The following is a 24,932-nucleotide window of genomic DNA, read 5'->3' on the forward strand; positions in this document are numbered from 1 at the left end:
GGGGGAATAGAAGATGGCAAGCTTGATGTTGATCGCAATTGGTTCTGCACTCTGCAGTAACGTTGTATTAAGTCAGTTCCTGGGAATCTGTTCTTTCCTTGGAGTATCCAAGAAGACAGAAACTGCAGCCGGCATGGGTGGTGCGGTTGTATTCGTTATTACCATTGCATCCTTTGTTGCAGGACTGCTTTATAAATTTATCCTGGTACCGACCCATTTTGAGTATCTGAAAACGATCGTATTTATCCTGGTTATCGCGGCACTGGTACAGATCGTAGAAATGTTTCTCAAGAAATTTGTACCATCCCTTTACAAGGCACTTGGTGTATACCTTCCTCTGATCACAACAAACTGTGCAGTTCTTGGTGTAGCACTGAACAATGTCAAATATGAATACAGCATTCTTGAAAGTGTTGTCAACGGATTTGCCACAGGTGTAGGTTACCTGATCGCAATTGTATTACTTGCGGGAATCCGTGAAAAAATGGAATACAACGATATTCCGGAATCCTTCCAGGGTATGCCGATCGTTCTGCTTACAGCAGCACTGATGGCTATTGCATTCTTTGGATTCTCCGGAATCGTATAGGAGGAAGAAGAGCATGAGTATAACAGGAATTATTATGGCTGCAGTCATTGTCGGCGGTACTGGTTTATTCATTGGTATCTTTCTCGGACTTGCAGACAAGAAATTAACCGTTAAGGTAGATGAAAAGGAAGAAGCCATTCTCGGCGTTCTTCCAGGAAATAACTGTGGTGGTTGTGGATATCCGGGATGTTCCGGACTCGCTGCTGCAATTACAAAGGGAGAAGCTCCTGTAGATCAGTGTCCGGTTGGTGGTGCTCCGGTTGCAGCCAAGATCGGCGCGATCATGGGACAGGAAGTAAAAGAAACGGCACGTCGGGTTGCTTTTGTAAAATGTGCGGGAACCTGTGATAAGACGACCGTGAAATATGAATACACAGGTGTGGAAGACTGCGAGATGATGGCTTTCATCCCAGGCGGCGGTGCAAAAGACTGTACATTCGGATGTATGGGCTTCGGAAGCTGTGTAAAGGCATGTCCGTTTGATGCGATCCATATAGTGAATGGTATTGCGGTTGTAGATCAGGAGGCATGTAAAGCCTGCGGCAAATGTGTTGCCAAATGTCCGCGTCACCTGATCGAACTGGTACCATATGACAAACAGATACGTGTAGCCTGCAGCTCCCACGCAAAAGGTAAGGCAGTTACAACTGCCTGCGAGCTTGGTTGTATTGGCTGTAAAAAATGTGAGAAGAACTGTCCGTCCGAGGCAATCACAGTTACCGATTTCTGTGCACACATTGATTACGATAAGTGTACAGGCTGTGGTAAATGTAAGGAAGTTTGCCCAAGACATGTGATTCTGTAAAACAAAAAGAACTGCCTGTCACGAAAGTTTTCCGAGTGATATGGCAGTTCTTTTTTTGGAATAAAGCATGTTGTGCCCGATAATGCATAAATAAAATAAATACATACAAATTTTTGGTTATATTTCAACGAAAATTGCAGTTTCCGGTTAAAAATATTTGACCGGTGAATTTCAAGGGGCTATAATAGAACATAAATATTCAGTATACTTCAAGGAGAACGAAATTCATGAGTAAGATTATTTTAACTGGCGACCGCCCGACGGGACGCCTTCATGTAGGTCATTATGTTGGATCCCTGGCAGAGCGTGTGAGGCTGCAGAATTCTGGCTTATATGATGAGATTTATATTATGATCGCAGATGCCCAGGCACTCACAGATAATGCGGAGCATCCGGAGAAAGTACGTCATAATATTCTTCAGGTTGCTCTGGACTATCTGGCATGCGGGCTTGATCCGGAAAAATCCAATATTTTTATCCAGTCCATGGTCCCGGAGCTGACAGAACTTACCTTTTATTATATGAATCTGGTTACTGTAGCACGTGTACAGCGTAATCCTACCGTTAAATCTGAGATTAAGATGCGTAATTTTGAAGCCAGCATCCCGGTAGGCTTTTTCTGCTATCCGATCAGTCAGGCTGCCGATATTACTGCCTTTCGTGCAACCCATGTACCGGTAGGTGAAGATCAGCTTCCGATGCTTGAGCAATGCAAGGAGATCGTCCATAAATTCAATACGGTTTATGGTGACACACTGACAGATCCGGAAATTGTTCTTTCTTCCAATAAAGCATGCTTACGTCTTCCAGGAATTGACGGAAAGGCTAAGATGAGTAAATCTCTCGGAAACTGCATCTATCTGTCTGATGAAGAAGATGTTGTGAAGAAAAAGATCATGTCTATGTTTACAGATCCGAACCATCTTCGTGTTCAGGATCCTGGTCGTGTAGAGGGAAATCCGGTATTTATCTATCTGGATGCCTTCAGCCGTCAGGAACATTTTGCTGAATTTCTGCCAGAGTATCAGAATCTGGATGAACTTAAGGCTCACTATCAGAGAGGTGGCCTTGGTGATGTGAAAGTCAAGAAGTTCCTGAATAATGTTATGCAGGCAGAACTTGGACCGATCCGTGAAAGAAGGAAAATGTGGGAGCAGCGAACCGAAGATGTGTTCGATATCCTGAAAGCCGGTACAGAGGTTGCCAGGGAAAAAGCTGCCGCAACGCTTCATGATGTCCGTTCTTCCATGCGGATCAATTATTTTGAGGATCAGGATTTCCTTAATCAGTGATAGAAAACAGCGAGAGGAATCACAGATTTGTATATCAACCCGGAGATTGTATTCCGGGTTGATTTTTTTTGAAAATTATGTTACTATTGCGTTCATATGGGAAACAGATGTTCAGCTGTTTCAGGGAAGGAGCCTTGAGATTTGATTTCTTTTGTAAAAGGTACCGTAGCAGATATCGGTGAAAATTGTCTGGTTGTGGAAAATGGCGGAATTGGTTATGAGATTTATATGACAGGACAGGATCTTGGGAAAGCGCGGATAGGCGATGAAAAGAAGATCCATACTTTTCTCTATGTGCGGGAGGATATTCTACAGCTATATGGTTTTTTTTCGAAGGATGATCTTGGCATGTTCAAGCTCCTGATCGGTGTCAACGGAGTCGGACCTAAAGGCGCTCTGGGTATCCTTTCCGGGATCAGTGCAGACGAGCTTCGTTTTGCAGTACTTTCCGATGATGTAAAAACAATCTCCAAGGCCCCTGGAATCGGGAAAAAGACAGCCCAGAAAATGATCCTGGAGCTGAAAGACAAGCTGAAGCTGGAAGATGCTTTTGAGATGAAACTGGCGCATCAGCAGGAAGAAGCAGCCGAGGGAGCCTCTGATCTGAGGGATAGTCGTCAGGAAGCGGTAGAGGCGCTTGTCGCACTAGGATACAGTTCTGCAGATGCCCTTCGTGCAGTACGAAAGGTACCGGAAGATATACCGGCAGATGATGTAGAAGCAATTCTTCGGGCTGCACTGAAAAATTTTTAACGCCGTGAGTAAGAGCAAACATGCTCGCACTGAAATGAAATAGAACGGAGCATAGCAAATGGAGAACAGGATCATTACAACAGATGTTACAGAAGAGGATTTTTCCCTGGAGGGAAATTTAAGGCCTCAGAGTCTGGATGAGTATATTGGTCAACAGAAAACAAAAGATACCCTGAAAATTTATATCGAAGCAGCAAAGCAACGTCATGATTCATTGGATCATGTGCTGTTTTATGGACCTCCGGGACTGGGAAAGACTACACTTTCCGCAATCATTGCCAATGAGATGGGAACACATATGAAGGTAACATCAGGTCCTGCGATTGAAAAACCAGGCGAAATGGCTGCGATTCTGAACAACCTTCAGGAAGGAGATGTACTGTTTGTAGATGAGATACACAGACTGAACCGACAGGTAGAAGAGGTTCTTTACCCGGCGATGGAAGATTTTGCTATCGATATCATGATCGGCAAGGGTGCATCCGCCCGTTCGATTCGTCTGGATCTGCCGAAGTTTACATTGGTAGGTGCTACGACGAGAGCAGGTCTTCTTTCCGCACCGCTTCGTGATCGTTTTGGCGTAACACAGAGATTGGAATTTTATGATAAAAAAGAACTGACGACGATCATTCTCCGTTCCGCTCAGGTGCTTGGCGTGGAAATCGAACCCAATGGAGCTGCCGAGATCGCCAAGCGTTCCAGAGGAACTCCCCGTCTGGCCAACCGTCTTCTGAAAAGAGTGCGTGATTTCGCCCAGGTGAAGTATAACGGTGTGATCACCTACGATGTTGCCTGTTTTGCATTGGATCTTCTGGAAGTAGATCAGTATGGCCTTGATAAAACGGACCGCCGCATTCTCCAGACCTTGATCCTGAATTTTCAGGGCGGACCCGTGGGGCTTGAAACACTTGCCGCATCGATAGGAGAAGACTCCGGAACACTTGAAGACGTTTATGAACCCTATCTTTTACAGACAGGTTTTCTGAACAGAACTCCACGTGGAAGAATGGCTTCCGTGCTGGCATATACCCATCTTGGATATCCTCGTCCTGATTTATCGACAAAGTAAAGGTCACAAAAAAAGTGAATTACTCGGTAACTGGGTTACCAGAGAATCTGAATTGAAGACTATTAGCACAGGTGAAAAAACGTTCTGTATAATGCGGTAAAAAAGAAAAAGCGCCAGGCAGGAAACTTTATTTTTGATATAACGGATTGCTCGCTGAAAGAGGGCGAAATAATGGAGCAGGTCAATAATCTGTTCAGATCAACACATCTCTCCTTTTTTGGAAGAGATCGCATTGTACAAGGATAGAAAAATAATTGGTGTTTATCAAAGAAATAAAAAATAAGAACCATTCAGCTGTACGATCTAAAAGATCATGGGTACTGCGAATGGTTCTTATTAAGATATCTTATGTGTATTTTACGATAATATACACAAGAATGCAAGACTTAAAATAAACAATAATTATCCACCAGTCAGAAAATGGCAGGTGGTATTTTTATACACTTTTTTAAGAAAGAGAGGACAAGAAATGAAGAAATTATTTATCAGTCAGCCAATGAGTGGCAAAGCAGACGAGGAGATTCTTGCAGAGCGAAAGGTGGCAATCAAAGCGGCAGAAGAGTTGTTGAGAGAACCTGTAGAGGTTATTGATTCTTTCTTCCAGTCAGGACCGGTAGGAGCAAAACCTCTGTGGTTCATTGGAAAGTCCCTGGAGTTTTTATCTGGTGCCGATATCGCCTATTTTGCAAAAGACTGGCAGAAAGCAAGAGGATGCAAGATCGAACATGAGCGTGCGGTTGAGTATGGAATTCCGAGAATTGACCATGTGTAGGAGGTAAGGAAATGGGAAATGAAGAATTTTTAAGACTTTGCAAAGTAAAAGTAGCTGAATATACCAATTCACACATGGATAAGACCGATGGAAAACAAATCACAGTACAGTATGTGTACGTGGTATGGAGTTGTAAGACATTACAGAACAGTAAAGCACTTCTGAGCACGACTGTGCCGGATGGAATGTATTATGAGCTGACATATAACGGAGATAAGCACGAGTTATACTTTGATGCTTATAAGAAATTTCAGAACATGTGCTTTAAACTGTAATTGCGCCGGTGCAACAGTCGGAGAAGGGAAACACTACATGGAAACAATCATTTCCTCATGTCATAGAATAGAAGATATGGAAAGAAAAGGAGAATGAACATGAATGTAAATGTAATGATGCAGTATGTAACATATGGTCTGGCGCTGATCGGGGTGCTGGCGTTCCTGGTATCGATCATTGTGCAGGTGATCAAAGAGCTCCCGGGACTTAATAAGATCCCGACAAGTATTGTAGCACTGGTCACATCACTGATCCTGTGTCCGGTGGCACTGGCAGTCCTGTGCACGTATTATAAGACAGCTGTCACCTGGTATTATAATTTCGCATCGATTATTGCGGCGTTTGTAGTGTATTTGGTTGCGACCGGCGGTTGGGAAAAAGTAAAAGGTATCTGGGACAGGACGAAATACAAAGATTCAGAGGGCGAGTGATCCCCTTGTGAAATTCGTTGAATACCAAAGGATGATATGATAATATAGAACACGGAACAATTGTGTTGCAGGGTGGCTGACCTCTATTCTACATAGAAAAACCACCCCAAAACTTTGGCTGAGTGCAAGGTGGTAATTCTATCCCTATACTGAGATCAACCCCTTGTGGGCGGTTGTTCCTTTTGTATTATCAATATACCATTTCGAAAAAAATAATTCAAGTATTTTTAGGAGACGAATAATCGTCTTTTTTTATTGGAGGAAACATATGTTAAAGATTATGGGAAAAGCCCAGGCATCCGGCAGGAATTACGGCCAGAAGATCATCAGCAATTTGCATTTTTAAGAAAAATATTGTATCATCTTGGAATATGTGAATTGTTATATAATTCTGATTAGTCACACATTAGTCACAAATGAAAACCGATAGCCCGCATAAATCAAGGGTTTTGTGCTTTTCAGATTTATCGACAAAATAATAGAAAAACTTCTATACATTTTTGCAGGAATCAGTTATAATAGAAGAAATTGTGGGTTGTAAGACCGGCAATACAGAGGAATGTTATTGAGGAAATAACCAGTAACAGATAAATTCAGGAGGCTTTACGAATGGCGGTAAAGAATACAGCACAGGTTGTTATCGATGGAAAGATCATTACTCTGGGCGGGTATGAGTCCGAGGAATATTTTCAGAAGGTTGCAGCCTATATGAATAATAAGATCAGTGAGCTGAGTCAGATGCCGGGATACTCCAGACAGGCCATGGAGACCAAGCATACACTGCTCAGTCTGAATATTACAGATGATTATTTTAAGGCTAAAAAACAGGCGGAGATTTTTGAACAGGATCTGCAGCAGAAAGACCAGGAGATGTATGATCTGAAGCATGAACTGATCTCTTTGAAAATGCAGATCGAAGAGGCGAAGAAGGCAGAACAGGAAGCTCAGGAACAGAAGAATCTTCTGGATGGTAAAGTGAAAGAACTGGAGAAAGAACTTGATGAACTGCTTAAATAAGGATGGGGGATTGCTTCGGTAATCCTCTTTTGTTTTATGGCCATCAGATTTGATTAACAGATGGGAGATGAGGGAATACTTTGAAAAATATGATAACAGAACTGCTCTCGCCGGCAGGTTCTTATGAAAGCTTTGAGGCAGCTATTGGTGCCGGAGCTGATGCGGTATATGTAGGCGGACCGGCTTTTGGAGCAAGAGCTTATGCGCAGAACTTCACCCAGGAAGAGCTGATCACTGCCATTGAGACCGCACATATCCATAACCGCAAATTATATCTTACTGTGAATACACTTTTGAAGAACCGTGAACTGGATGATCAGTTGTTTGAATATCTGCTTCCGTATTATGAGGCTGGTCTGGATGCGGTGATCGTACAGGATTTGGGGGTATTTTCTTTTATACGCCGGAGTTTTCCGGATCTGGATATTCACGCAAGCACACAGATGACAGTAACCGGACCTGAAGGAATGCGGTTTCTGGAGGGAAAGGGAGCAACGCGTGTGGTTCCGGCCAGAGAGCTTTCTCTGGAAGAGATATCGGCCATGCATAAGGCAAGTCCTCTGGAAATAGAGACTTTTATCCATGGAGCTCTCTGTTACAGCTATTCCGGCCAGTGTCTGATGAGCAGTATTTTCGGTGGGAGAAGTGGAAACCGTGGCCGCTGTGCACAGCCGTGCAGGCTTCCTTACAGTGTAACCATGGATCACAGAAAATATAAAGGAGACAAGGATTTTTGTGCATTAAGTCTGAAAGATATCTGCACTTTGGATATTCTTCCGGATATCCTGGAGGCGGGTGTTATGTCTCTGAAGATCGAAGGACGTATGAAACAGCCGGCGTACACAGCGGGCGTCACGGCAGTATATCGAAAATATCTGGATATGTATTTAAGTGGAAAAGAATATCACGTTCTGGAAGAAGACCGGAAGTATCTTCTTGAGCTTTTCAGCCGGGGAGGATCCTGCAAAGGATACTATGATATGTATCGTGGGCCGGAAATGATGGCTTTTGCCAATGAAAAAAAATCCGGTAATATCCAGCCGGAGATCAGAAAAATTAAAGAAAAAATTCATGGGAATTTAATACTTTCTCCTGAAAGTCCTGTTATACTTGAAATAACCTGCAAGGGCCAGACAGTAACTGCTATGGGCGGTGAGGTACAGTTTGCTAAAAATCAGCCAATGGAAGAACAGAGGATCCGTCAGCAGATGGAGAAACTGGGAAATACAGATTTTCAGTGGGAGGATCTGAACATTGAAATAAATGGAAGGATTTTTGTTCCGGTTAAAGTTCTCAATGAAGTACGAAGAGATGCTCTGAGTCAGCTGCGGGAAGCACTGATCGGATGTCAGAAGAGAGCACAGGTTACGAAGCAGCCGACGAAATCTAAGGATCAGGCTGCCTGTCACAGAAGGGTAACAGACAGCCTGCCTGTGTATGTATCCTGTGAACGTTCGGATACTGCGGAAGTACTTTTGAACGAACCGGGGATTACAGGTTTTTATTTTCCTTTTGATACTATGGAAAAGTATTTTTCACCGGAACTTGCTGCAAGTAGTGAATTATATCTTTCTACTCCACATATCCATCGAGGAGAAACCCCTGAAAAGTGGCTTCGATCAGCTCAAAAATGGTTGGAGCAGGGTATGAAGGGTTTTCTGGTAAGAAACCTGGAATCTTACGCAGTACTGAAAAAAATGGGATATGGCGAAAAATGTATCTTGGATGCATCCATGTATACCTGGAATGATCAGAGTGTTGATTTCTGGCGGGAAGAGGGAGTTCTTCGAAATACAGTCCCCCTTGAGTTGAATGAGGGTGAACTGAAACACAGAGATAATACTTCTTCGGAGCTGCTTTTATATGGTTATATCCCACTGATGCTTTCCGCGCAGTGTGTAAGGAAAAATCTTTTCGGATGTACAGGAAAATGTGAGACGGCTTATCTGAAAGACCGCTATAACAGTGAATTTCCGGTAAAATGCAGCTGTGATCCATGGGGGAAAAACATCTCCGAAAAAGCAAAATATTGTTATAATATCATTTATAACAGCATTCCTTACGGACTTCCAGGTGAAAAAGATCAGGTAAAAAAACTGAACCTTCACTCTTTGCGACTGGCATTTACGATCGAAGAGCCAGAGAAAGCAAAAGCGATCCTGAAAGAATTCCGGACGGTTTATCAGAAAAACGGAAAACCTTCCGGACGCAGGTATACAAAAGGCCATTTTAAAAGAGGAGCCGAGTAAAAGTGTATGATTAATGTAATTACAGAATTATCTAAGTATGTGATCCTCACATTGATGATCGTCTATACCTTTCATTGTTTTTATATGGTGTGGCGGCAGGATGAGGAAGAAAAGAGAGAACTGCTCCATCAGCAGCTGACCATGATCTTTTTTATTGATTTTACAGCATTTCTTGTGATCTATTTAAAAAGCATGGATTTCAGGGTCATCCTGTTCTATATCGAAATGATGATCTTTTTTGCAGCGATCCAGATCCTTTATCGAATTATTTATCCGAATGCATCGCTGCTTCTTTTAAATAATATGTGCATGCTCCTGAGCGTAGGATTTATCATGCTCTGCAGGCTTTCACTTCCGTCTGCAACTAAGCAGCTTCTGATCGTGGCCGCAGGAAGTGCAGTATCACTGGTGATACCGGTAATGATACGAAAAATGAAATTTTTAAAGGATCTTACATGGGCTTATGCCGGAATTGGTATTGTACTTCTGGCGGCAGTTCTTGTTCTGGCAAGCACAAGCTACGGTGCAAAGCTTTCTCTTATGGGAATCCAGCCTTCCGAGGTGATCAAGATAACCTTCGTATTTTTTATGGCATCACTTCTGTGTACCAAGGTGGATTTTCGCAAAGTAGTACTGGCTACGATCGTTGCAGTGATCCATGTAGGGATCCTGGTCCTTTCCAGGGATCTGGGTAGTGCAGTAATCTTTTTTGTCACCTACCTTGTACTGATCTATGTGGCAACGAGAAATCCGAGCTATTTATTTCTGGGACTTGGCGGAGGATGCGTTGGTTCGGTGATCGCATATCATCTTTTTGGACATGTCCGTCAGCGAGTCAGTGCCTGGAAGGATCCGATGGCTGTCTATCAAAATGAAGGTTATCAGATCGTGCAGTCTCTGTTTGCGATCGGAACCGGAGGCTGGTTTGGAATGGGACTTTGTCAGGGCTCTCCGGAGAAGATTCCGGTCGTAAAAAATGATTTTATCTTCAGTGCTATCTGCGAGGAACTGGGTGGCATTTTTGCCATCTGCCTGATTCTTGTATGCACAAGCTTTTTTCTGATGATCGTTACTATTGCACTAAAGATCAGGAATCCGTTTTATAAACTGATCGCACTGGGGCTCGGAACGGAATATGCTTTTCAGGTATTTCTGACCATTGGCGGTGCAACCAAGTTTATTCCAATGACAGGAGTTACACTTCCGCTGGTGAGTTACGGAGGCAGTTCTGTCATGTGTACCATCCTGATGCTTGCGATCATTCAGGGACTGTATATTCTGAGGGAAGATGAGGACGAACAAATTGAAACGCAGCGAAAAGAAACGATTGAAAGAAGAGGAAAGAGAGCAACGCCTGAGAGAAAGAGAAATCGCCAGACTCCGTAGAAAAAAGAACCGGCCTTTAACTTTTGTATCGGCCTTCTTTATATTGATCTTTGTCAGTCTGATCGGATATCTGGTCTATTTTGACGCCATAAAAAGCGAAGATTTTATCAACAGCCCGTACAACACCCGTCAGGATACATTTTCGGACCGTGTAGTACGTGGAAGTATCCAGTCTTCGGATGGTGAGGTTCTGGCACAGACCAATGTGTATGAAGATGGAACAGAAGAGAGAACGTATCCGTTTTCCAATATTTTTGCACATGCAGTAGGATATGATACCAATGGTAAGAGTGGTTTGGAATCGGAAGCAAATTTCCAGCTTCTCACCTCCCATTCATTTTTTCTGGAACAGATGAAAAATGAATTTCTGGGAAAAAAGAATCAGGGTGATACCGTGATCTCCAGTCTGAATGCAGATCTTCAGACAACGGCATACAATTCTCTGGGAGACCGGAGAGGAGCGGTAGTTGTACTGGAACCATCCACCGGACGTATCCTGGCTATGGTGAGCAAACCAGATTTTGATCCGAATACGATCGCACAGAACTGGGATACCCTTGTTAATGATGAAAGTAACAGTAGCCTTTTAAACCGTGCGACCAATGGAGCTTATCCGCCGGGATCAACATTTAAGATCGTCACGGCACTGGATTATTTCAGGCAAAAGGGATCACTGGAAGGATATTCCTATCTGTGTCAGGGAAGTATTACAGTGGATGACCACACGATCCAGTGTTACAATGGTACAGTACATGGACAGGAGGATTTTTATTCCGCTTTTGCACATTCCTGTAACTGTGCATTTGCAGATATGGGACTTGGCCTGGGAGGAGATACTCTGAAAAGTACTGCAGAAGATCTGCTCTTTAATAGGGCTCTTCCGCTGAATTCCTATAAAACCAGCCGCTTTACCCTTGATAAAGATTCTCCGAATGCACTTGTGATGCAGACCTCGATCGGCCAGGGTAACACTCTTGTTTCTCCGATGCATATGGCATTGATCACAAGTGCCATCGCCAATGATGGTGTACTGATGAAGCCAACCATGATCGATAAGATCGTGAATAATTCCGGTGATACGGTCAGAGAAACAGAAAAAACAGAATACAAACGTCTGATGACAAGAAATGAAGCCAATATCCTTGGAAAACTAATGAAAAATGTAGTTGAAAACGGTACGGCTTCTGCATTGAACGGACGAGGATATACTGTTGCCGGAAAGACCGGTTCTGCGGAGTTTGATGAAAATGGCTCCAGTCATTCCTGGTTTGTGGGTTATTCTAATGTAGATGATCCGGATATCGCCATTGCAGTGATCGTGGAAAACGGCGGAACCGGAAGTGAAGCGGCAGTTCCCATTGCGGCAGATGTTTTTGATGCATATTATTTCGATTAAATTGAGAACAGTATCTGCTTCTTGCCCCTTGCCTATAAGGTGAAAAAGAGGTATACTATAGCCAGTGCAAAAGACACACGCATTACAGGAGGATTGCAATATGATAGAAGCAACAAGCTGTGGCGGTGTGGTAATTCATCGGGGTAAGATCCTGGCATTATATAAATCCTACAGGAACCGTTATGAAGGATGGGTGCTTCCCAAAGGAACTGTAGAAAAAGGAGAGACTTTTGAGCAGACTGCTTTGCGTGAAGTAATGGAAGAAGCAGGTGTTCGGGCCTCTATCGTGAAATATATCGGCAAGAGCCAGTATAATTTCACCGTTCCGGAGGATGTGGTAATGAAAGAGGTACACTGGTATCTCATGATAGCTGATAATTATCATAGCAAACCCCAGCGAGAGGAATATTTTGTAGATTCCGGATACTATAAGTTTCACGAGATCTATCATCTTCTCCGTTTTTCCAACGAGAAGCATATCGTGGAACAGGCCTATCAGGAGTATCTGGAAATGCGAAGTGAGGGCGTCTGGGCGAAACAGCAGAAGTATTTTTAACAACAGGACAGGGCTGTGTACTTACGCAGCCCTGTTTGGCATTATAGACGGAGGTGATGGCAGATTGCTAAAATGGATGAAAAACTATTACATAGGAAATGATGTAAAAAATCCTACCAGAATAAGAGCCAGGATCACTGCTGGCAAATTCGTGCCAGATATCTACGTTGTTACTTTGTCTGATAATCCCGGAAATATTTTGGAAATTCTTCCCGCAGGCATGCTTGTACAGCGAAGCGCCAGAGACACCTGTCCTTTGATCATTGGAATGGCCAGAGGAAAATCAGGTGCTATACAGATGGCACAGGATGTGATCGAACAGGTTTATACCGAAACTGGAAATTTTAAAATAAAAGAATATCTGAAAAACAGGTGAACTAATGCTGCATATATTATGGCTGATAATAAAATGGATATTGATCCTTCTGGGGATCCTGATCGGGCTGATCTTTCTGATCCTGCTGCTTCTTTTGTTCTGTCCGATCAGATACAGAGGGAAATTAAAAAAAGACCGTACGGATAGTCTTCGTGAAATACATGCTACCGGTGAAGTGAGCTGGCTGCTTCATATAATATCTGTACAGGCATTCTGGGAGCAGGGCGTTCTGAAAACAAAAATATGTTTTTTAGGGATTCCTTTGGAAAAATTTCGTAAAAAAAAGAAACCAAGATCTCTTTCCAACTCCGAAGATCAAAATGCAAAAAAACAGACAGAGGCTTCCAGAAGCCATGAAAAGACATCAAAAAGTGAACAGCAGAACGATGCAGCAGAGTTACAAATGTCTGAGCCTCAGGAAGATACTGTTGAAGATATAAATGAAATTTCGGAAAATGTAATAATGGAGCCGATATCGATTTCTGAAGAAATATCGGAAGATGAAAAGAAGCTTCGGACAAAGATTGCAGATTTAATTTTGAATATAGTGGGAAAAATAAAAACGGCAGTTGGAAAGCTGATCCGAATCATTCATAATTTTCTTGGAATCCCTAAAAGGATTCTGAAAAAAATTCAAAGTCTTGCATTAACAATCCGGAATTTCTGTGATAAGATAAACTGGTGGAAAGAATTTTTAGATCATCCCCGAACCAGAGCGGCTCTTTCCTTTCTGTGGAAAAATGCAAAAAAACTGATTTATCATGTGCTTCCGACAAGGATCACCGGAAAAATCACATTTGGCAATGAAGATCCGGCAGTTACAGGTATGGTATTGGCTGTATTAGGAATGACGATTCCTTTTCATAAAAACAAGATCGAAGTAGCGCCCCTTTTTGATGATGAAAATGTTCTTGAGGGAGAGATCCTGTTAAAGGGAAGGATTTATGGAATTGTAGTTCTCAAAACAGCAGCAGAGCTTTATTTCAATAAAAATATAAAATACGTCATCCACCGATGGAGACATAAGGAGGTAAAACATGGAGAAAGAGAATAATTTCAAAGATACCGTGAATTCATTATTTAAAGGAATGGATGGCTTTGTATCGGCCAAGACAGTGGTTGGCGATGCCATTCATGTGGGTGATACCATTATCCTTCCTCTGGTCGATGTATCCTTCGGCGTGGGAGCCGGAGCTTTTGAAGGGGACAAGAAGAATAACGGCGGCGGAGGTCTTGCCGGAAAGATGTCTCCCTGTGCAGTACTTGTGATCCAGAATGGAAGCACCAAACTTGTAAACGTAAAAAATCAGGATGGCCTTACCAAGGTTCTGGATATGGTGCCGGATTTTGTGAACCGTTTTGCGCCAGGTGCAGGCAATGCTGAGGATACAGACGGGAAAGAAGAGTAGTATTCCATTTAGATTTCATGCATATACTGTAATAAAAAACAGGAAATGAGCAGACAGGAGTGGGAAAGCTAACTGGTTTTATGCTGTTTTTTATTGGTGTGGGCATGGTTCTTGGTATTCTTATTACAGAGAATTTTATTGTGATCGCAATGGCAGTCATATGTCTGCTGTGCGGATATCATATGTTTTGCAGATAAGCGGGAAGTGTGCACTTGGCATACTTCCCGCTTGTGATTTATCTGTCTTAAAGATAAAAAAACAGCCCCCGCATTCTACGGGGGCATACGATATTACTTACGCTCTTTCAACTTTTCCGGATCTTAAACAAGAAGTACATACATACATTTTCTTTGCTCCGCCGGCAGTTGTTTTTACTCTGACGGATTTAACGTTAGATTTCCACATTTTGTTGGATCTTCTATGGGAATGACTCACATTGTTTCCGAAATGAGCTCCTTTATCGCAGATTGCACATTTAGCCATGAATAGCACCTCCTTTTATCAACAGTCACCATTTTAACAGATGAATTGCTCTTTTGCAAGCAAAAAAAGGAAATTTATCAAAAATTCTGCAAAGAGTTTTAAGGAAAATACCCTATACCTCCAGGAACAGGGCGGATCGTGGTGAAATTAAGCGTTGTGTTCTTGCAAGAAAAGCAATATATTTATACTATGAAGACTTGGAAATGCTGATTTTATGCCATTTCCGGATATGTAGGATGCTTTGAAAATAAAGTAATTTTCTATAAGACAAAACAAGTTGAACTCTATCATTGCGTAATCGTAAAAAAAAGGTTATAATAGTTTTATATAATTTAATCTGAATGAAACAATGGAGGTAACCATATGAATGGACGTATAGATTCCGGATTGGGTCAGATTGTAATTGATACGGATGTCATTGCGACTTATGCCGGCAGTGTGGCGGTAGAGTGTTTTGGCATCATCGGAATGGCAGCTATCAGTATGAAGGATGGCCTGGTCAAGCTTTTGCGTATTGACAGCCTGAAACATGGTATCAGTGTTAAGATCACGGATGATAACAAGATCCGGCTGAATTTTCATGTCATCGTAGCATATGGCGTGAATATCAGTACTATTGCGGACAATCTTGTCAACAATGTAAAATATAAAGTCGAAGCCTTTACAGGAATGGAGATTGAGAAAATCAACATTATGGTTGAGGGCGTACGTGCAATAGATTAGTTTTAGAGGAGGAACTTGTGGTGAATAACAAAACCATAGATGCTAAAATACTTTCCAGAATGTTTCTGTCCGGAGCAAAAAATCTGGAAGCGAAGAAAGAATGGATCAATGAACTGAATGTGTTTCCTGTACCTGACGGAGATACAGGAACCAATATGACGCTTACCATCATGTCTGCTGCTTCCGAAGTAGGTGCTCTTACAGATCCGGATATGGAATCCCTGGCAAAGGCAATTTCTTCCGGTTCCCTTCGTGGAGCCAGAGGTAATTCCGGTGTTATCCTGTCACAGCTTCTGCGTGGATTTACCAGAGGTGTGCGTAAACTTACGGATCTGGATGCACCTGCCATTGCCGCAGCTATGGAGCGAGGCGTTGAGACTGCATACAAGGCAGTTATGAAACCAAAAGAGGGAACCATTCTTACTGTAGCCAGAGCTGCAGCAGACAGAGCAGCAGAGCTTGCTGATGCGGCAGAAGATCTGGATGCTTTTTTCGACGGGATCTTTCAGCATGCAGAGGAAACTCTTGCCAGAACACCGGAGATGCTTCCGGTCCTGAAAGAAGCAGGTGTTGTGGATTCTGGTGGACAGGGACTTCTGGAAGTTTTCCGTGGTGCCATCGACGGATATCATGGAAAAGAAGTGGATTATTCCCAGTTTGAAACAGTAGCTCCTAAGATCACAAAAATTTCTCCTCAGGCAGAGGCAGACATTAAATTTGGATATTGTACAGAATTTATTATTCTTCTTGAAAAACCGCTTCCACAGGATGAGATCGACCGTTTCCGTGAATTTCTGGATTCCATCGGTGATTCCATTGTTTTGGTGGCTGATGATGAGATTGTCAAGGTACACGTGCACACCAATCATCCGGGACAGGCTTTTGAACGCGCACTCACGTATGGTCAGCTTTCCCGCATGAAGATTGACAATATGAGAGAAGAACATCAGGAAAAACTGATCAAAGATGCGGAAAAACTTGCAAAAGAACAGGCAGAAAACAAGGAACCTCCTAAGGATCATGGCTTTATTTCCGTATCCGTAGGCGAGGGACTTTCTCAGATTTTCCGTGAACTTGGCGTAGATTATCTGATCGAAGGCGGCCAGACTATGAATCCAAGTACCGAAGATATGCTCAATGCTATTGAGAAAGTAAATGCAAAAACAATTTATATTTTCCCGAATAACAAGAATATTATCCTTGCAGCAAATCAGGCGAGGGATCTGACTGAGGATAAGGAGATCATTGTAGTACCAACCAAGACAATCCCACAGGGAATTTCTGCAATGATCAGCTTTGTTCCGGAAAAAGGTGGCGAGGAGAATCTTGCTTCCATGACAGATGCTATATCCAGAGTAAAAACCGGACAGATTACTTATGCAGTTCGTGACACACGCATTGATGACAAGGAAATCCATGAGGGAGATATCATGGGAATCGGTGATGCAGGTATCCTTGCAGTAGGCAGGGATCGACTTCAGGTAGCAGAGGAGATGGTAGCAGAGATGGTTGACGAGGAATCTGAGATCATCAGTGTTTACTATGGTGAGGATGTATCGGAAGAAGATGCAGAGGCACTTTCTGATTCTCTTACTGAGAAATATCCGGAGTGCGAGGTTGAGCTGAACCAGGGCGGACAACCGATCTACTACTATCTGATTTCTGTAGAATAAAGAGTATAAAAAATGAATGAAAAGACACCTTTGCGTGAATTAAAAGGCGTGGGTGAGAAAACAGAGAAGCTTTTCCAGAAGATCGGGATCACGACTGCGGAAGAGCTTCTCCGTTATTATCCGCGGACTTACGATATATATGAGGAGCCTGTGGAGATTGCATCAGCAGAGGAGAACAAAACAGTCTCTATCCGTGCCACTATAGCAACAGGTATTTATATTAACCAGATACGCAATCTCCAGGTTCTGACAACAACTGTGGCAGATGCAAGCGGCCGATTACCGGTTGCCTGGTTCAATGCGCCTTATTTGAGGGGAACACTCAAAAAGGGCAGTGTGTTTATCCTCAGAGGAAAGATCATCAGAAAAAAAGGCCGTCCGCAGATGGAACATCCGGAGATTTTTACCCCGGCAGCTTATGAGGAGATCATTCACAGTATGCAGCCTGTATATGGTCTGACGAAAGGACTTTCCAACAAGATGATCACGAAGTTGGTCCATCAGATTTTGGATACAAGGCCTCTCCATGGGGAATATCTGCCGGAGGAGATACGGGAACGCTATCAGCTCGCAGATGCCAATTATGCGATCCGGACTATCCATTTTCCGAAAAATATGCAGGAGCTTCTCACAGCCAGGAAACGTCTGGTATTCGATGAATTTCTGCTTTTTGTGCTGGCAATACAGCTCTTGAAGGAGAAAACAGAAGAGGCTCCAAACACGTTTCCTATGAAACCAGTATGGACAACCGAGGAGATCATAGAAGGGCTTCCCTATGACCTGACCGGAGCCCAGAAGAATGTCTGGCATGAGATCGAACGGGATCTGAGCGGTCATAAGCTGATGTCCAGGCTTGTACAGGGGGATGTTGGTAGCGGCAAGACCGTGATCGCATTTTTAGCTATGGTACTTTCAGCAGAGAATGGATTTCAGAGTGCATTGATGGTACCGACAGAGGTTCTGGCAAATCAGCATTACGAAGGCTTTCTGAGGCTGATGGAAGAACAGAATATCGCTTCCTGCCATCCGGTGCTTCTGACAGGATCTACCACAGCCAGACAGAAGCGTGAGATCTATCAGAAGATTGCAGACGGTGAAGTGAATGTGATCATCGGAACTCATGCTCTGATCCAGGAAAAGGTGGAATATAAGAATCTGGGGCTTGTGATCACAGATGAGCAGCACAGATTCGGCGTTCGCCAGAGGGAAGCGCTGACGACCAGAGGAAATCCGCCTCATGTACTTGTTATGAGCGCAACCCCCATTCCCCGGACACTGGCGATCATTTTATACGGAGATCTGGATATTTCGATCATTGACGAGCTTCCTGCAAAAAGACTTCCGATCAAGAATTGCGTAGTAGGAACTTCCTACCGTCCCAAGGCGTATTCTTTTATTGAAAAGCAGGTGCAGATGGGAAGGCAGGCTTATGTGATCTGTCCTATGGTGGAAGAGAGCGAAGGCTTGGAGGCAGAGAATGTTACAGATTATGCCAGAAAGCTTCAGGAGGTCCTGCCGAGAGAGATCAGCGTAGAGATTCTTCACGGAAAGATGAAGCCAAAAGAGAAAAACAGGATCATGGAGGCTTTTGCTTCCGGCGAGATCCAGGTGCTGGTATCTACCACAGTTGTGGAGGTCGGAGTGAATGTGCCAAATGCTACCGTTATGATGGTAGAAAACGCAGAACGTTTCGGGCTTGCCCAGCTTCATCAGCTTCGGGGCCGTGTAGGGCGTGGAGAGCATCAGTCATACTGTATTTTTATCCAGGGAAATAATGAAGAAAATACTTCTAAACGCCTGAAGATCCTCAATGAATCCAATGATGGATTTTATATAGCCGGAGAAGATCTGAAGCTTCGGGGTCCAGGAGATCTTTTCGGTATCCGCCAGAGCGGACTGATGGAATTTAAGATTGGTGATATCTACAATGATGCCGGGATTTTGAAGAATGCAAGTGAAGCAGCCGGTGAGATCCTGGCACTGGATTTTGATCTTATCCTGCCTCAGCATGAGGCTTTAAAGGAACATCTCAAGGGGTATATGAGTGAAGAACTGGAAAATCTGGGGATCTAACCTTGCGTTCTTTCACAAAAAGTGATATCCTAAAATTCGAGAAAAGATTAACAAATCCCTTGTAAGGAGGCTATAAACATGGCTAGAACAAAGAAAGCTGCAACCAAGACAATCGTAAAAACGGCTTCAGTAAGCGAGACTCCTGCAAAATCTGTAGTAACCGCATCCGAAGAGAAAGCCGTTAAGGCTGAGACACCGAAGACAGACGATGCAAAAGCATCTGTAGAGACAAAAGTAGCTGAGAAGACAGCAGAGGTAAAACCTGTTGCTGAGAAACCAGTAGAAGAAAAAGCAGCAGAAGTAAAATCTGATGAAGAGAAAACAACAGCTGTAAAATCAGAAGAACCGGCTAAGAAAACAACTGCCAGGAAGACAACAACACGAAAAACTACTGCAGTTAAGAAAACAACAACCAGGACGGCTGCTAAGACAACAGCGACTAAAACAACACGAAAAACAGCAGCTAAGAAAGCTGAGCCAGTAACAGAAGTATATGTTCAGTACTGGGGCAAGGAGATACATACTTCAGAGGTTGCTGACAGGATCAAAAAGATCTGGACAGAGGACATGGGCAAAAAAGCCTCTGAACTGAAAGATCTCAAAATCTACATTAAACCGGAAGATAATGGTGCACATTATGTGATCAACGGAGATGTTACAGGATTTATCGGACTGTAAAAAGAGTCTCTGATAAAAAGTATATAAAAGAGTATGTAAGATGGCCTGCTATAGAGAAAATCTGTAGCAGGCTATTTCTTTTGTGTATTTGACCAAATGAGAATAGCATGATGACTGCAAAACTGTTTTCGGAGCATCAGCAGATGTAATCGGAAAGTACAGGAATTGCTGTAAATAAATATAGGATTTTAAGATTTTTGGATCTTATTATTTGTATAATGTGTGGATATGTTTATGAAATAAGATCTCTTTTTATATAAAATTAAAAGATGTTGTCTGGCAGTTTTTCAGTTCTGTCAGACAGCATCTTTTTTTGCATGAGCTTAGATCAACTCAGCATAGCAATAAAACTACCTGCGCGCACAGATTTAGTACTGCTGTCCGCCCTGGGAGTTGCCGGACATCTGCCGCTCCTGCGCCTCGATCATTTTTTTGACCATATATCCGCCTACGGATCCGTTCTGTTTGGAAGTCAGGTTTCCGTTGTATCCGTCTGTAAGCGGAACACCCAGCTCGTTTGCTACCTCATATTTGAAACGGTCAAGTGCGCCCTTTGCTTCCGGTACAACTGCTTTGTTAGAAGAAGTGTTACTTGGCATAATTCATTTCCTCCTTGGTTGTTGTTTGTTTTGATGTTACATTGCTAGTATATGAAATCCGTAAAATAATACACTGGCAGTTAAAGGAAATCAAAAATATAAAAAACAGAATGTATGGTTGCTTTTTTACAGGAACAGAAGTTATAATAATTTCTGCACAACATATAATATCTGTCAGACAAAAATAAGGGGGTCCCGTGAAAAAGAAACGTTATCCTACATACAAACGAAAATATAAACGAAAAAAACAGCCCATGCGAAAAATACTCACAGCTATTATTCTGTGTGTTATCCTTGCAGTATGTAATGGATGGATGCCGCCGCGGAGCCTGAAAGAGGTAAAAGATCAAAGCCGGATCTTCGGACAGGTATTTCTTACATATATAGAAGAAAATGCACAGATCCTCTGGGAAGATGTTTCGGAATCCGCTTCCGATGCAGTGGCAGGTTTGCTGAAACAATCCCAGGCGAAGCAAGGAGAGCAGACAGAATCTGTTTCTCTGGATCAGATTCCGGAATACAGCGACAGTCCATATGTGGAGATCAATGGAAATGTACCATCTTTTTCTGATGAAAAAAGCGCAGGACCTGCATACGAATTTTACAGTGAACTGGATTCTCTGGGACGCTGCGGTTATGCAGAATCCAAGATCACACCGGAGCTGATGCCTGATGAAGAGCGAGGAGCGATCGGAATGGTAAAGCCTACAGGATGGCATACTGTAAAATATGAAAATGTAGATGGCAGGTATCTGTATAATCGTTGCCATCTTATCGGGTATCAGCTGACTGGTGAGAATGCAAACAAGAAAAATCTTATCACAGGAACCCGATATCTCAATGTAACCGGAATGCTTCCTTTTGAAAATGAAGTTGCAGATTATGTGCACAGTACAGGAAATCCCTGTATGTATCGTGTGACTCCGTTTTTTAAGGGAGATGAACTGGTAGCCCGAGGTGTGGAAATGGAAGCCGAATCCGTTAAAGACCAGAAGATATCTTTCCATGTTTTCATTTATAACATACAGCCGGGAATTGAAATTGATTATACTACAGGAAACAGCTGGGAAGAATAGGGTATATGAAGCAAAGTCGGAGAAAATAGTTACTGTTCACTCCGTTCTCAGCAACAGAAAATATTAATTTTTCATGAATTTATACGAATTAAATTGCACTTTTTTGGGCGTTATGCTAGAATCAGTTACAGAGTTATATGATTTTACCTATATAAAGGGGAGAAAAGGGATGTAACCCAAGGGCAGAATGGAGAGGTGAATTATGAATTTAGGAATTATTGCGCATAACAGTAAGAAAGTTCTGATTGAAGACTTCTGTATTGCATACAAGAATATCCTTGCCAAACATGAAGTATATGCAACCGGAACAACAGGAAGAAGAATTGAGGAAGCAACCAGTCTTCACGTTCACAAGTTTCTTGCCGGAAGTATAGGCGGAGACAAACAGTTTATGGAGATGGTAGAACGTCAGGATCTGGATATGGTGATCCTGTTTTATAACCCTGTCATGATGGACCCGGCAGAGCCGGATATCATGAGCATTGTCAAACGCTGCGACCAGTACAATATTCCGGTTGCTACAAATATTGCCACTGCGGAACTTCTGATCCTTGGACTGGCCCGCGGTGATCTGGATTGGAGATTAAATCTGAAATGAGAGTCATAGCAGGAAAAGCACGTAGATTGAACTTAAAAACCATTCCCGGAAATGAGACACGACCAACAACAGACCGTATTAAGGAAACTCTTTTTAACATTCTCCAGCCTGAAATACCTGGTTGTCGTTTTCTGGATCTGTTTTCCGGAAGCGGAGCGATCGGTATTGAAGCTCTGAGCCGTGGAGCCGAGTATGCTGTATTTGTTGAAAAAAATCCCAAAGCATGTACTTGTATCCGCGAAAATCTTTCATTTACAAAACTCACGGATGGTGGTAAACTGCTGAACATGGATGTGCTTCAGGCACTGCGTTCACTGGAAGGCGGAGAACCATTTGACTGTATTTTTATGGATGCACCATACGAACAGCATCTGGAACAACCAGTCCTTGAGTATCTGGCTGACAGCACTCTTGCAGATGAAAACACGCTGATCGTTGTGGAGGAAGATCTGCATACGGATTTTTCTTATGTAGAGGACCTTGGATATCGTCTGGTACGTTCCAAGGAATATAAAACCAACAAGCATGTTTTCCTAAAAAAATGAAAGAGAGACAGACATATGATAACAGCAGTATACCCGGGAAGCTTTGACCCGGCAACCTATGGCCATCTTGACATCATTAAGCGGGCAAGCATTTCATTTGACCGGGTTATAGTGGGAGTTTTGCATAATTCTGCAAAAAGTCCGTTGTTTTCTGTAGAAGAACGTGTTAAGATACTAACAAAGGCGACAAAAGATATCCCGAATGTGGAGGTGAAAGCATTCGAGGGCCTGTCAGTGAACTTTGCCAGGGAAAACCATGCCCAGGTGATCGTTCGAGGGCTTCGTGCTGTCACGGATTTTGAATATGAACTGCAGATGGCCCAGACTAATCGTGTTCTGGCACCGGATGTGGACACCGTTTTTCTTACAACCAGTCTGGAATATGCATACTTAAGCTCCACGATCATGAAAGAAGTTGCTAATTTCGGAGGAAATCTGAGCAAATTCGCTCCACGTGAGATTACGGATGCAGTCGAAGAGAAATTGAAAAAAAGAGAAACAGAGAAATAAGGAGAGTGTATTATGAGCAGCAGAATTGAACAGATTATTCAGGAGATTGAAGAGTATGTGGACAGCTGTAAATTCCAGCCTCTTTCCACTACCAAGATCGTAGTGAACAAAGAAGAGATTGAGGAGTATTTACGTGAACTTCGTCTGAAAACTCCGGATGAGATCAAACGTTATCAGAAGATCATCAGCAATAAGGATGCGATCCTTGAGGATGCTCAGGCTAAAGCTGACAGTCTGATCGCAGATGCTCAGGCCAAAGCTCAGGAACTGGTTACACAGCATGAGATCATGCAGAAAGCATATGCACAGGCAAATGAGACCATAAATGCTGCAAATAAGCAGGCTCAGGAGATTCTTGATTCTGCAACACAGGATGCAAACAGCATTCGTCTCAGTGCGATCACATACACGGATGATATGATGGCTAATATCGGTTCTGTCCTGAACCAGACACTTGAAGATGCCGGTGGTAAATATAAAGCATTTATTGATGCTCTGCAGAGCTGCCTTGAGGTTGTTAATCATAATCGTCAGGAGCTTGCACCACAGACTGCTCAGGCAGCGGCAATCTCCAATACCTTCCAGGATGATGACAGTTCTTCTGTAACAAAAGAAGACGAAGATCTGTTAGACGATATCGGAGAAAACTAGGATCAGGAATATCACACTGGCGTTCAGACATTTTGAAATAGCGTAGGGGATCAGTGACAAACTGTTTTCCAATACGCTTTTTGTCTGAGCCATGACACAAAAGCCACCAAAAGAAGTCAGGATCATAGAAGCAAGGTACCTGCTTTTCCATGTCAGTGGTGCGTCGGCAATCTGTTCCAACCCGGTAGTTAGTTCCAGTGGTGCTGTGAACAGCATACAGCTTTGTGCATGAAATGGCCAGTAAAATCTGATACAGGCGAGTATCAGTGAGAAGATGAGAATATAGCCCCCGAGACGTGTGATGGTTTCAAATCCGTCCATGATCGAGACATCCAGGATGGCTCCTGTGGAGTCCTGTTGGTATGTCTCTTTTTTTATCTTGTTTACGCAGACAGAGTCCACGGTATGCCCGCGATATACAACGAAACGGAAAAACAGCATACAAAAGAGATCTGCCGCCAGAAAAGTGAGGATCATCTGTACTGCTGATATCTTATTTTTCAAGAGTATGCCGGAAAGATAGGAAATGATAAATGCGGGACTTGCATTGCAGCTAAACGTAAGAAGATATTCCCCTTCTCTGCGGGAAATCTGCTGGTTTATGTACAGATCATGTGCCAGTTTAGCTCCCATAGGATATCCGCATAACAGCCCCAGAATCAGAACATAGGCTCCAGCAGGTGAAAGCCCGAAAAACGTTTTCCAGAAGAAAGCAGATGGTTTCAGAAGCTTCCGGATATTTCCAGTTTTTAATAATGCTCCTGTCAGGATCAGAAATGGCAGCAGAGTGGGAATCATGATATTCAACCACAATCCAAGTCCATTTTTTACTCCGGTAAGAGCTTCTTTTGGGTGAAAAAGCAGAAAAAACAACAGGCAGATATAGAAAAATATGATTATTTTTCGTTTCATAAAAACAGGTCCTTGCTTTTTTTACAGTATATGAT

General features: G+C 42.9%; 30 protein-coding genes. 27 read left to right on the plus strand and 3 right to left on the minus strand.

The window, feature by feature from the left end; translation table 11 throughout:
- Positions 1-13 precede the first annotated feature (13 nt).
- From DWX61_RS04075 to DWX61_RS19075, 18 genes are all read left to right on the plus strand, one after another.
- Positions 14-589 (plus strand): electron transport complex protein RnfA, encoded by a 576-nt coding sequence (locus DWX61_RS04075; protein WP_015524884.1) that lies wholly within the window; start codon positions 14-16, stop codon positions 587-589.
- 13 nt (positions 590-602) lie between these two features.
- Positions 603-1,394: an RnfABCDGE type electron transport complex subunit B gene (locus DWX61_RS04080; protein ID WP_118513494.1), complete on the plus strand. Its 792-nt coding sequence runs from the start codon at positions 603-605 to the stop codon at positions 1,392-1,394.
- A gap of 227 nt (positions 1,395-1,621) precedes the next feature.
- Positions 1,622-2,686: a tryptophan--tRNA ligase gene (trpS, locus tag DWX61_RS04085; RefSeq protein ID WP_118513496.1), complete on the plus strand. Its 1,065-nt coding sequence runs from the start codon at positions 1,622-1,624 to the stop codon at positions 2,684-2,686.
- A 141-nt stretch (positions 2,687-2,827) separates the two neighbouring features.
- Entirely contained in the window at positions 2,828-3,439 is a 612-nt protein-coding gene (ruvA, locus tag DWX61_RS04090; RefSeq protein ID WP_118513498.1) for a Holliday junction branch migration protein RuvA, read from the plus strand.
- A 58-nt stretch (positions 3,440-3,497) separates the two neighbouring features.
- The gene (gene ruvB, locus DWX61_RS04095) at positions 3,498-4,508 is read left to right on the plus strand and encodes a Holliday junction branch migration DNA helicase RuvB (RefSeq protein ID WP_015524888.1); all 1,011 of its coding nucleotides are present in this window, start codon (positions 3,498-3,500) and stop codon (positions 4,506-4,508) included.
- 84 nt (positions 4,509-4,592) lie between these two features.
- On the plus strand, positions 4,593-4,754 hold the full coding sequence (locus tag DWX61_RS19515; RefSeq protein ID WP_182433945.1) for a CdiA C-terminal domain-containing protein: 162 nt from the start codon (positions 4,593-4,595) through the stop codon (positions 4,752-4,754).
- Positions 4,755-4,977: 223 nt separating this feature from the next.
- Positions 4,978-5,280 carry a DUF4406 domain-containing protein gene (locus DWX61_RS04100; RefSeq protein WP_118513500.1) on the plus strand — a complete coding sequence of 101 codons (303 nt, stop codon included), beginning with the start codon at positions 4,978-4,980 and terminating at the stop codon, positions 5,278-5,280.
- An 11-nt stretch (positions 5,281-5,291) separates the two neighbouring features.
- A complete protein-coding gene (locus DWX61_RS04105; protein WP_118513502.1) occupies positions 5,292-5,555 on the plus strand; it encodes a DUF6275 family protein in 264 nt (87 codons plus the stop codon).
- 99 nt (positions 5,556-5,654) lie between these two features.
- A complete protein-coding gene (locus DWX61_RS04110) occupies positions 5,655-5,987 on the plus strand; it encodes a ribonuclease (protein WP_118513504.1) in 333 nt (110 codons plus the stop codon).
- A gap of 609 nt (positions 5,988-6,596) precedes the next feature.
- On the plus strand, positions 6,597-7,004 hold the full coding sequence (locus tag DWX61_RS04115; protein ID WP_015524889.1) for a cell division protein ZapA: 408 nt from the start codon (positions 6,597-6,599) through the stop codon (positions 7,002-7,004).
- 89 nt (positions 7,005-7,093) lie between these two features.
- Positions 7,094-9,253 carry a peptidase U32 family protein gene (locus tag DWX61_RS04120; RefSeq protein ID WP_118513581.1) on the plus strand — a complete coding sequence of 720 codons (2,160 nt, stop codon included), beginning with the start codon at positions 7,094-7,096 and terminating at the stop codon, positions 9,251-9,253.
- A 6-nt stretch (positions 9,254-9,259) separates the two neighbouring features.
- Entirely contained in the window at positions 9,260-10,639 is a 1,380-nt protein-coding gene (locus tag DWX61_RS04125; protein WP_118513506.1) for an FtsW/RodA/SpoVE family cell cycle protein, read from the plus strand.
- Positions 10,557-12,035, plus strand: coding sequence for a peptidoglycan D,D-transpeptidase FtsI family protein (locus tag DWX61_RS04130; protein ID WP_330612670.1), 1,479 nt, complete (start codon positions 10,557-10,559; stop codon positions 12,033-12,035). Before DWX61_RS04125 ends, DWX61_RS04130 begins: the two co-directional genes overlap by 83 nt.
- A gap of 100 nt (positions 12,036-12,135) precedes the next feature.
- Entirely contained in the window at positions 12,136-12,591 is a 456-nt protein-coding gene (locus tag DWX61_RS04135; RefSeq protein ID WP_015524893.1) for an NUDIX hydrolase, read from the plus strand.
- Between the two features lie 64 nt (positions 12,592-12,655).
- A complete protein-coding gene (locus tag DWX61_RS04140) occupies positions 12,656-12,967 on the plus strand; it encodes a hypothetical protein (protein WP_118623939.1) in 312 nt (103 codons plus the stop codon).
- Positions 12,968-12,971: 4 nt separating this feature from the next.
- Complete coding sequence (locus tag DWX61_RS04145; RefSeq protein WP_118623941.1) at positions 12,972-14,021, plus strand: DUF2953 domain-containing protein; 1,050 nt, start codon at positions 12,972-12,974, stop codon at positions 14,019-14,021.
- Positions 14,005-14,376, plus strand: coding sequence for a GerW family sporulation protein (locus tag DWX61_RS04150; RefSeq protein WP_015524896.1), 372 nt, complete (start codon positions 14,005-14,007; stop codon positions 14,374-14,376). The genes DWX61_RS04145 and DWX61_RS04150 overlap by 17 nt, the downstream gene beginning before the upstream one ends.
- A gap of 59 nt (positions 14,377-14,435) precedes the next feature.
- Entirely contained in the window at positions 14,436-14,573 is a 138-nt protein-coding gene (locus DWX61_RS19075) for a hypothetical protein (RefSeq protein WP_173740860.1), read from the plus strand.
- A gap of 97 nt (positions 14,574-14,670) precedes the next feature.
- Here the strand turns inward: DWX61_RS19075 and rpmB are convergent, their stop codons facing one another.
- Entirely contained in the window at positions 14,671-14,859 is a 189-nt protein-coding gene (rpmB, locus tag DWX61_RS04155; RefSeq protein WP_015524898.1) for a 50S ribosomal protein L28, read from the minus strand.
- A gap of 363 nt (positions 14,860-15,222) precedes the next feature.
- On the opposite strand from rpmB, the gene DWX61_RS04160 reads away from it, so the two are divergent.
- From DWX61_RS04160 to DWX61_RS18870, 4 genes are all read left to right on the plus strand, one after another.
- A complete protein-coding gene (locus DWX61_RS04160) occupies positions 15,223-15,582 on the plus strand; it encodes an Asp23/Gls24 family envelope stress response protein (protein WP_015524900.1) in 360 nt (119 codons plus the stop codon).
- A gap of 20 nt (positions 15,583-15,602) precedes the next feature.
- The gene (locus DWX61_RS04165) at positions 15,603-17,255 is read left to right on the plus strand and encodes a DAK2 domain-containing protein (protein WP_118623943.1); all 1,653 of its coding nucleotides are present in this window, start codon (positions 15,603-15,605) and stop codon (positions 17,253-17,255) included.
- Positions 17,256-17,267: 12 nt separating this feature from the next.
- Positions 17,268-19,328, plus strand: a complete 2,061-nt coding sequence (gene recG, locus DWX61_RS04170; RefSeq protein WP_118623945.1) for an ATP-dependent DNA helicase RecG — start codon at positions 17,268-17,270, stop codon at positions 19,326-19,328.
- Positions 19,329-19,406: 78 nt separating this feature from the next.
- A complete protein-coding gene (locus DWX61_RS18870) occupies positions 19,407-20,006 on the plus strand; it encodes a DUF6465 family protein (RefSeq protein WP_182433943.1) in 600 nt (199 codons plus the stop codon).
- Between the two features lie 368 nt (positions 20,007-20,374).
- Here the strand turns inward: DWX61_RS18870 and DWX61_RS04180 are convergent, their stop codons facing one another.
- Positions 20,375-20,605, minus strand: a complete 231-nt coding sequence (locus DWX61_RS04180) for an alpha/beta-type small acid-soluble spore protein (protein WP_015524906.1) — start codon at positions 20,603-20,605, stop codon at positions 20,375-20,377.
- 197 nt (positions 20,606-20,802) lie between these two features.
- Here DWX61_RS04180 and DWX61_RS04185 point away from each other — a divergent pair, with 197 nt between their 5' ends.
- The 5 genes from DWX61_RS04185 (at position 20,803) to DWX61_RS04205 (ending at position 23,985) form a co-directional block, all read left to right on the plus strand.
- A complete protein-coding gene (locus DWX61_RS04185; RefSeq protein ID WP_330674866.1) occupies positions 20,803-21,681 on the plus strand; it encodes a DNA/RNA non-specific endonuclease in 879 nt (292 codons plus the stop codon).
- A gap of 202 nt (positions 21,682-21,883) precedes the next feature.
- Complete coding sequence (locus DWX61_RS04190; protein ID WP_021976563.1) at positions 21,884-22,279, plus strand: methylglyoxal synthase; 396 nt, start codon at positions 21,884-21,886, stop codon at positions 22,277-22,279.
- On the plus strand, positions 22,276-22,824 hold the full coding sequence (gene rsmD, locus DWX61_RS04195) for a 16S rRNA (guanine(966)-N(2))-methyltransferase RsmD (RefSeq protein ID WP_118513518.1): 549 nt from the start codon (positions 22,276-22,278) through the stop codon (positions 22,822-22,824). The genes DWX61_RS04190 and rsmD overlap by 4 nt, the downstream gene beginning before the upstream one ends.
- A gap of 15 nt (positions 22,825-22,839) precedes the next feature.
- Positions 22,840-23,334: a pantetheine-phosphate adenylyltransferase gene (gene coaD, locus DWX61_RS04200; protein WP_118513520.1), complete on the plus strand. Its 495-nt coding sequence runs from the start codon at positions 22,840-22,842 to the stop codon at positions 23,332-23,334.
- Positions 23,335-23,346: 12 nt separating this feature from the next.
- Positions 23,347-23,985 carry a F0F1 ATP synthase subunit B family protein gene (locus tag DWX61_RS04205; RefSeq protein WP_114002511.1) on the plus strand — a complete coding sequence of 213 codons (639 nt, stop codon included), beginning with the start codon at positions 23,347-23,349 and terminating at the stop codon, positions 23,983-23,985.
- Here the strand turns inward: DWX61_RS04205 and DWX61_RS04210 are convergent.
- Positions 23,962-24,897, minus strand: a complete 936-nt coding sequence (locus tag DWX61_RS04210; protein WP_118623947.1) for a hypothetical protein — start codon at positions 24,895-24,897, stop codon at positions 23,962-23,964. The genes DWX61_RS04205 and DWX61_RS04210 overlap by 24 nt on opposite strands.
- Between the last annotated feature and the right edge of the window lie 35 nt (positions 24,898-24,932).

Origin of the sequence: Ruminococcus sp. AF20-12LB, assembly GCF_003478985.1 — a bacterium.
Lineage (GTDB): Bacteria > Bacillota > Clostridia > Lachnospirales > Lachnospiraceae > Blautia_A.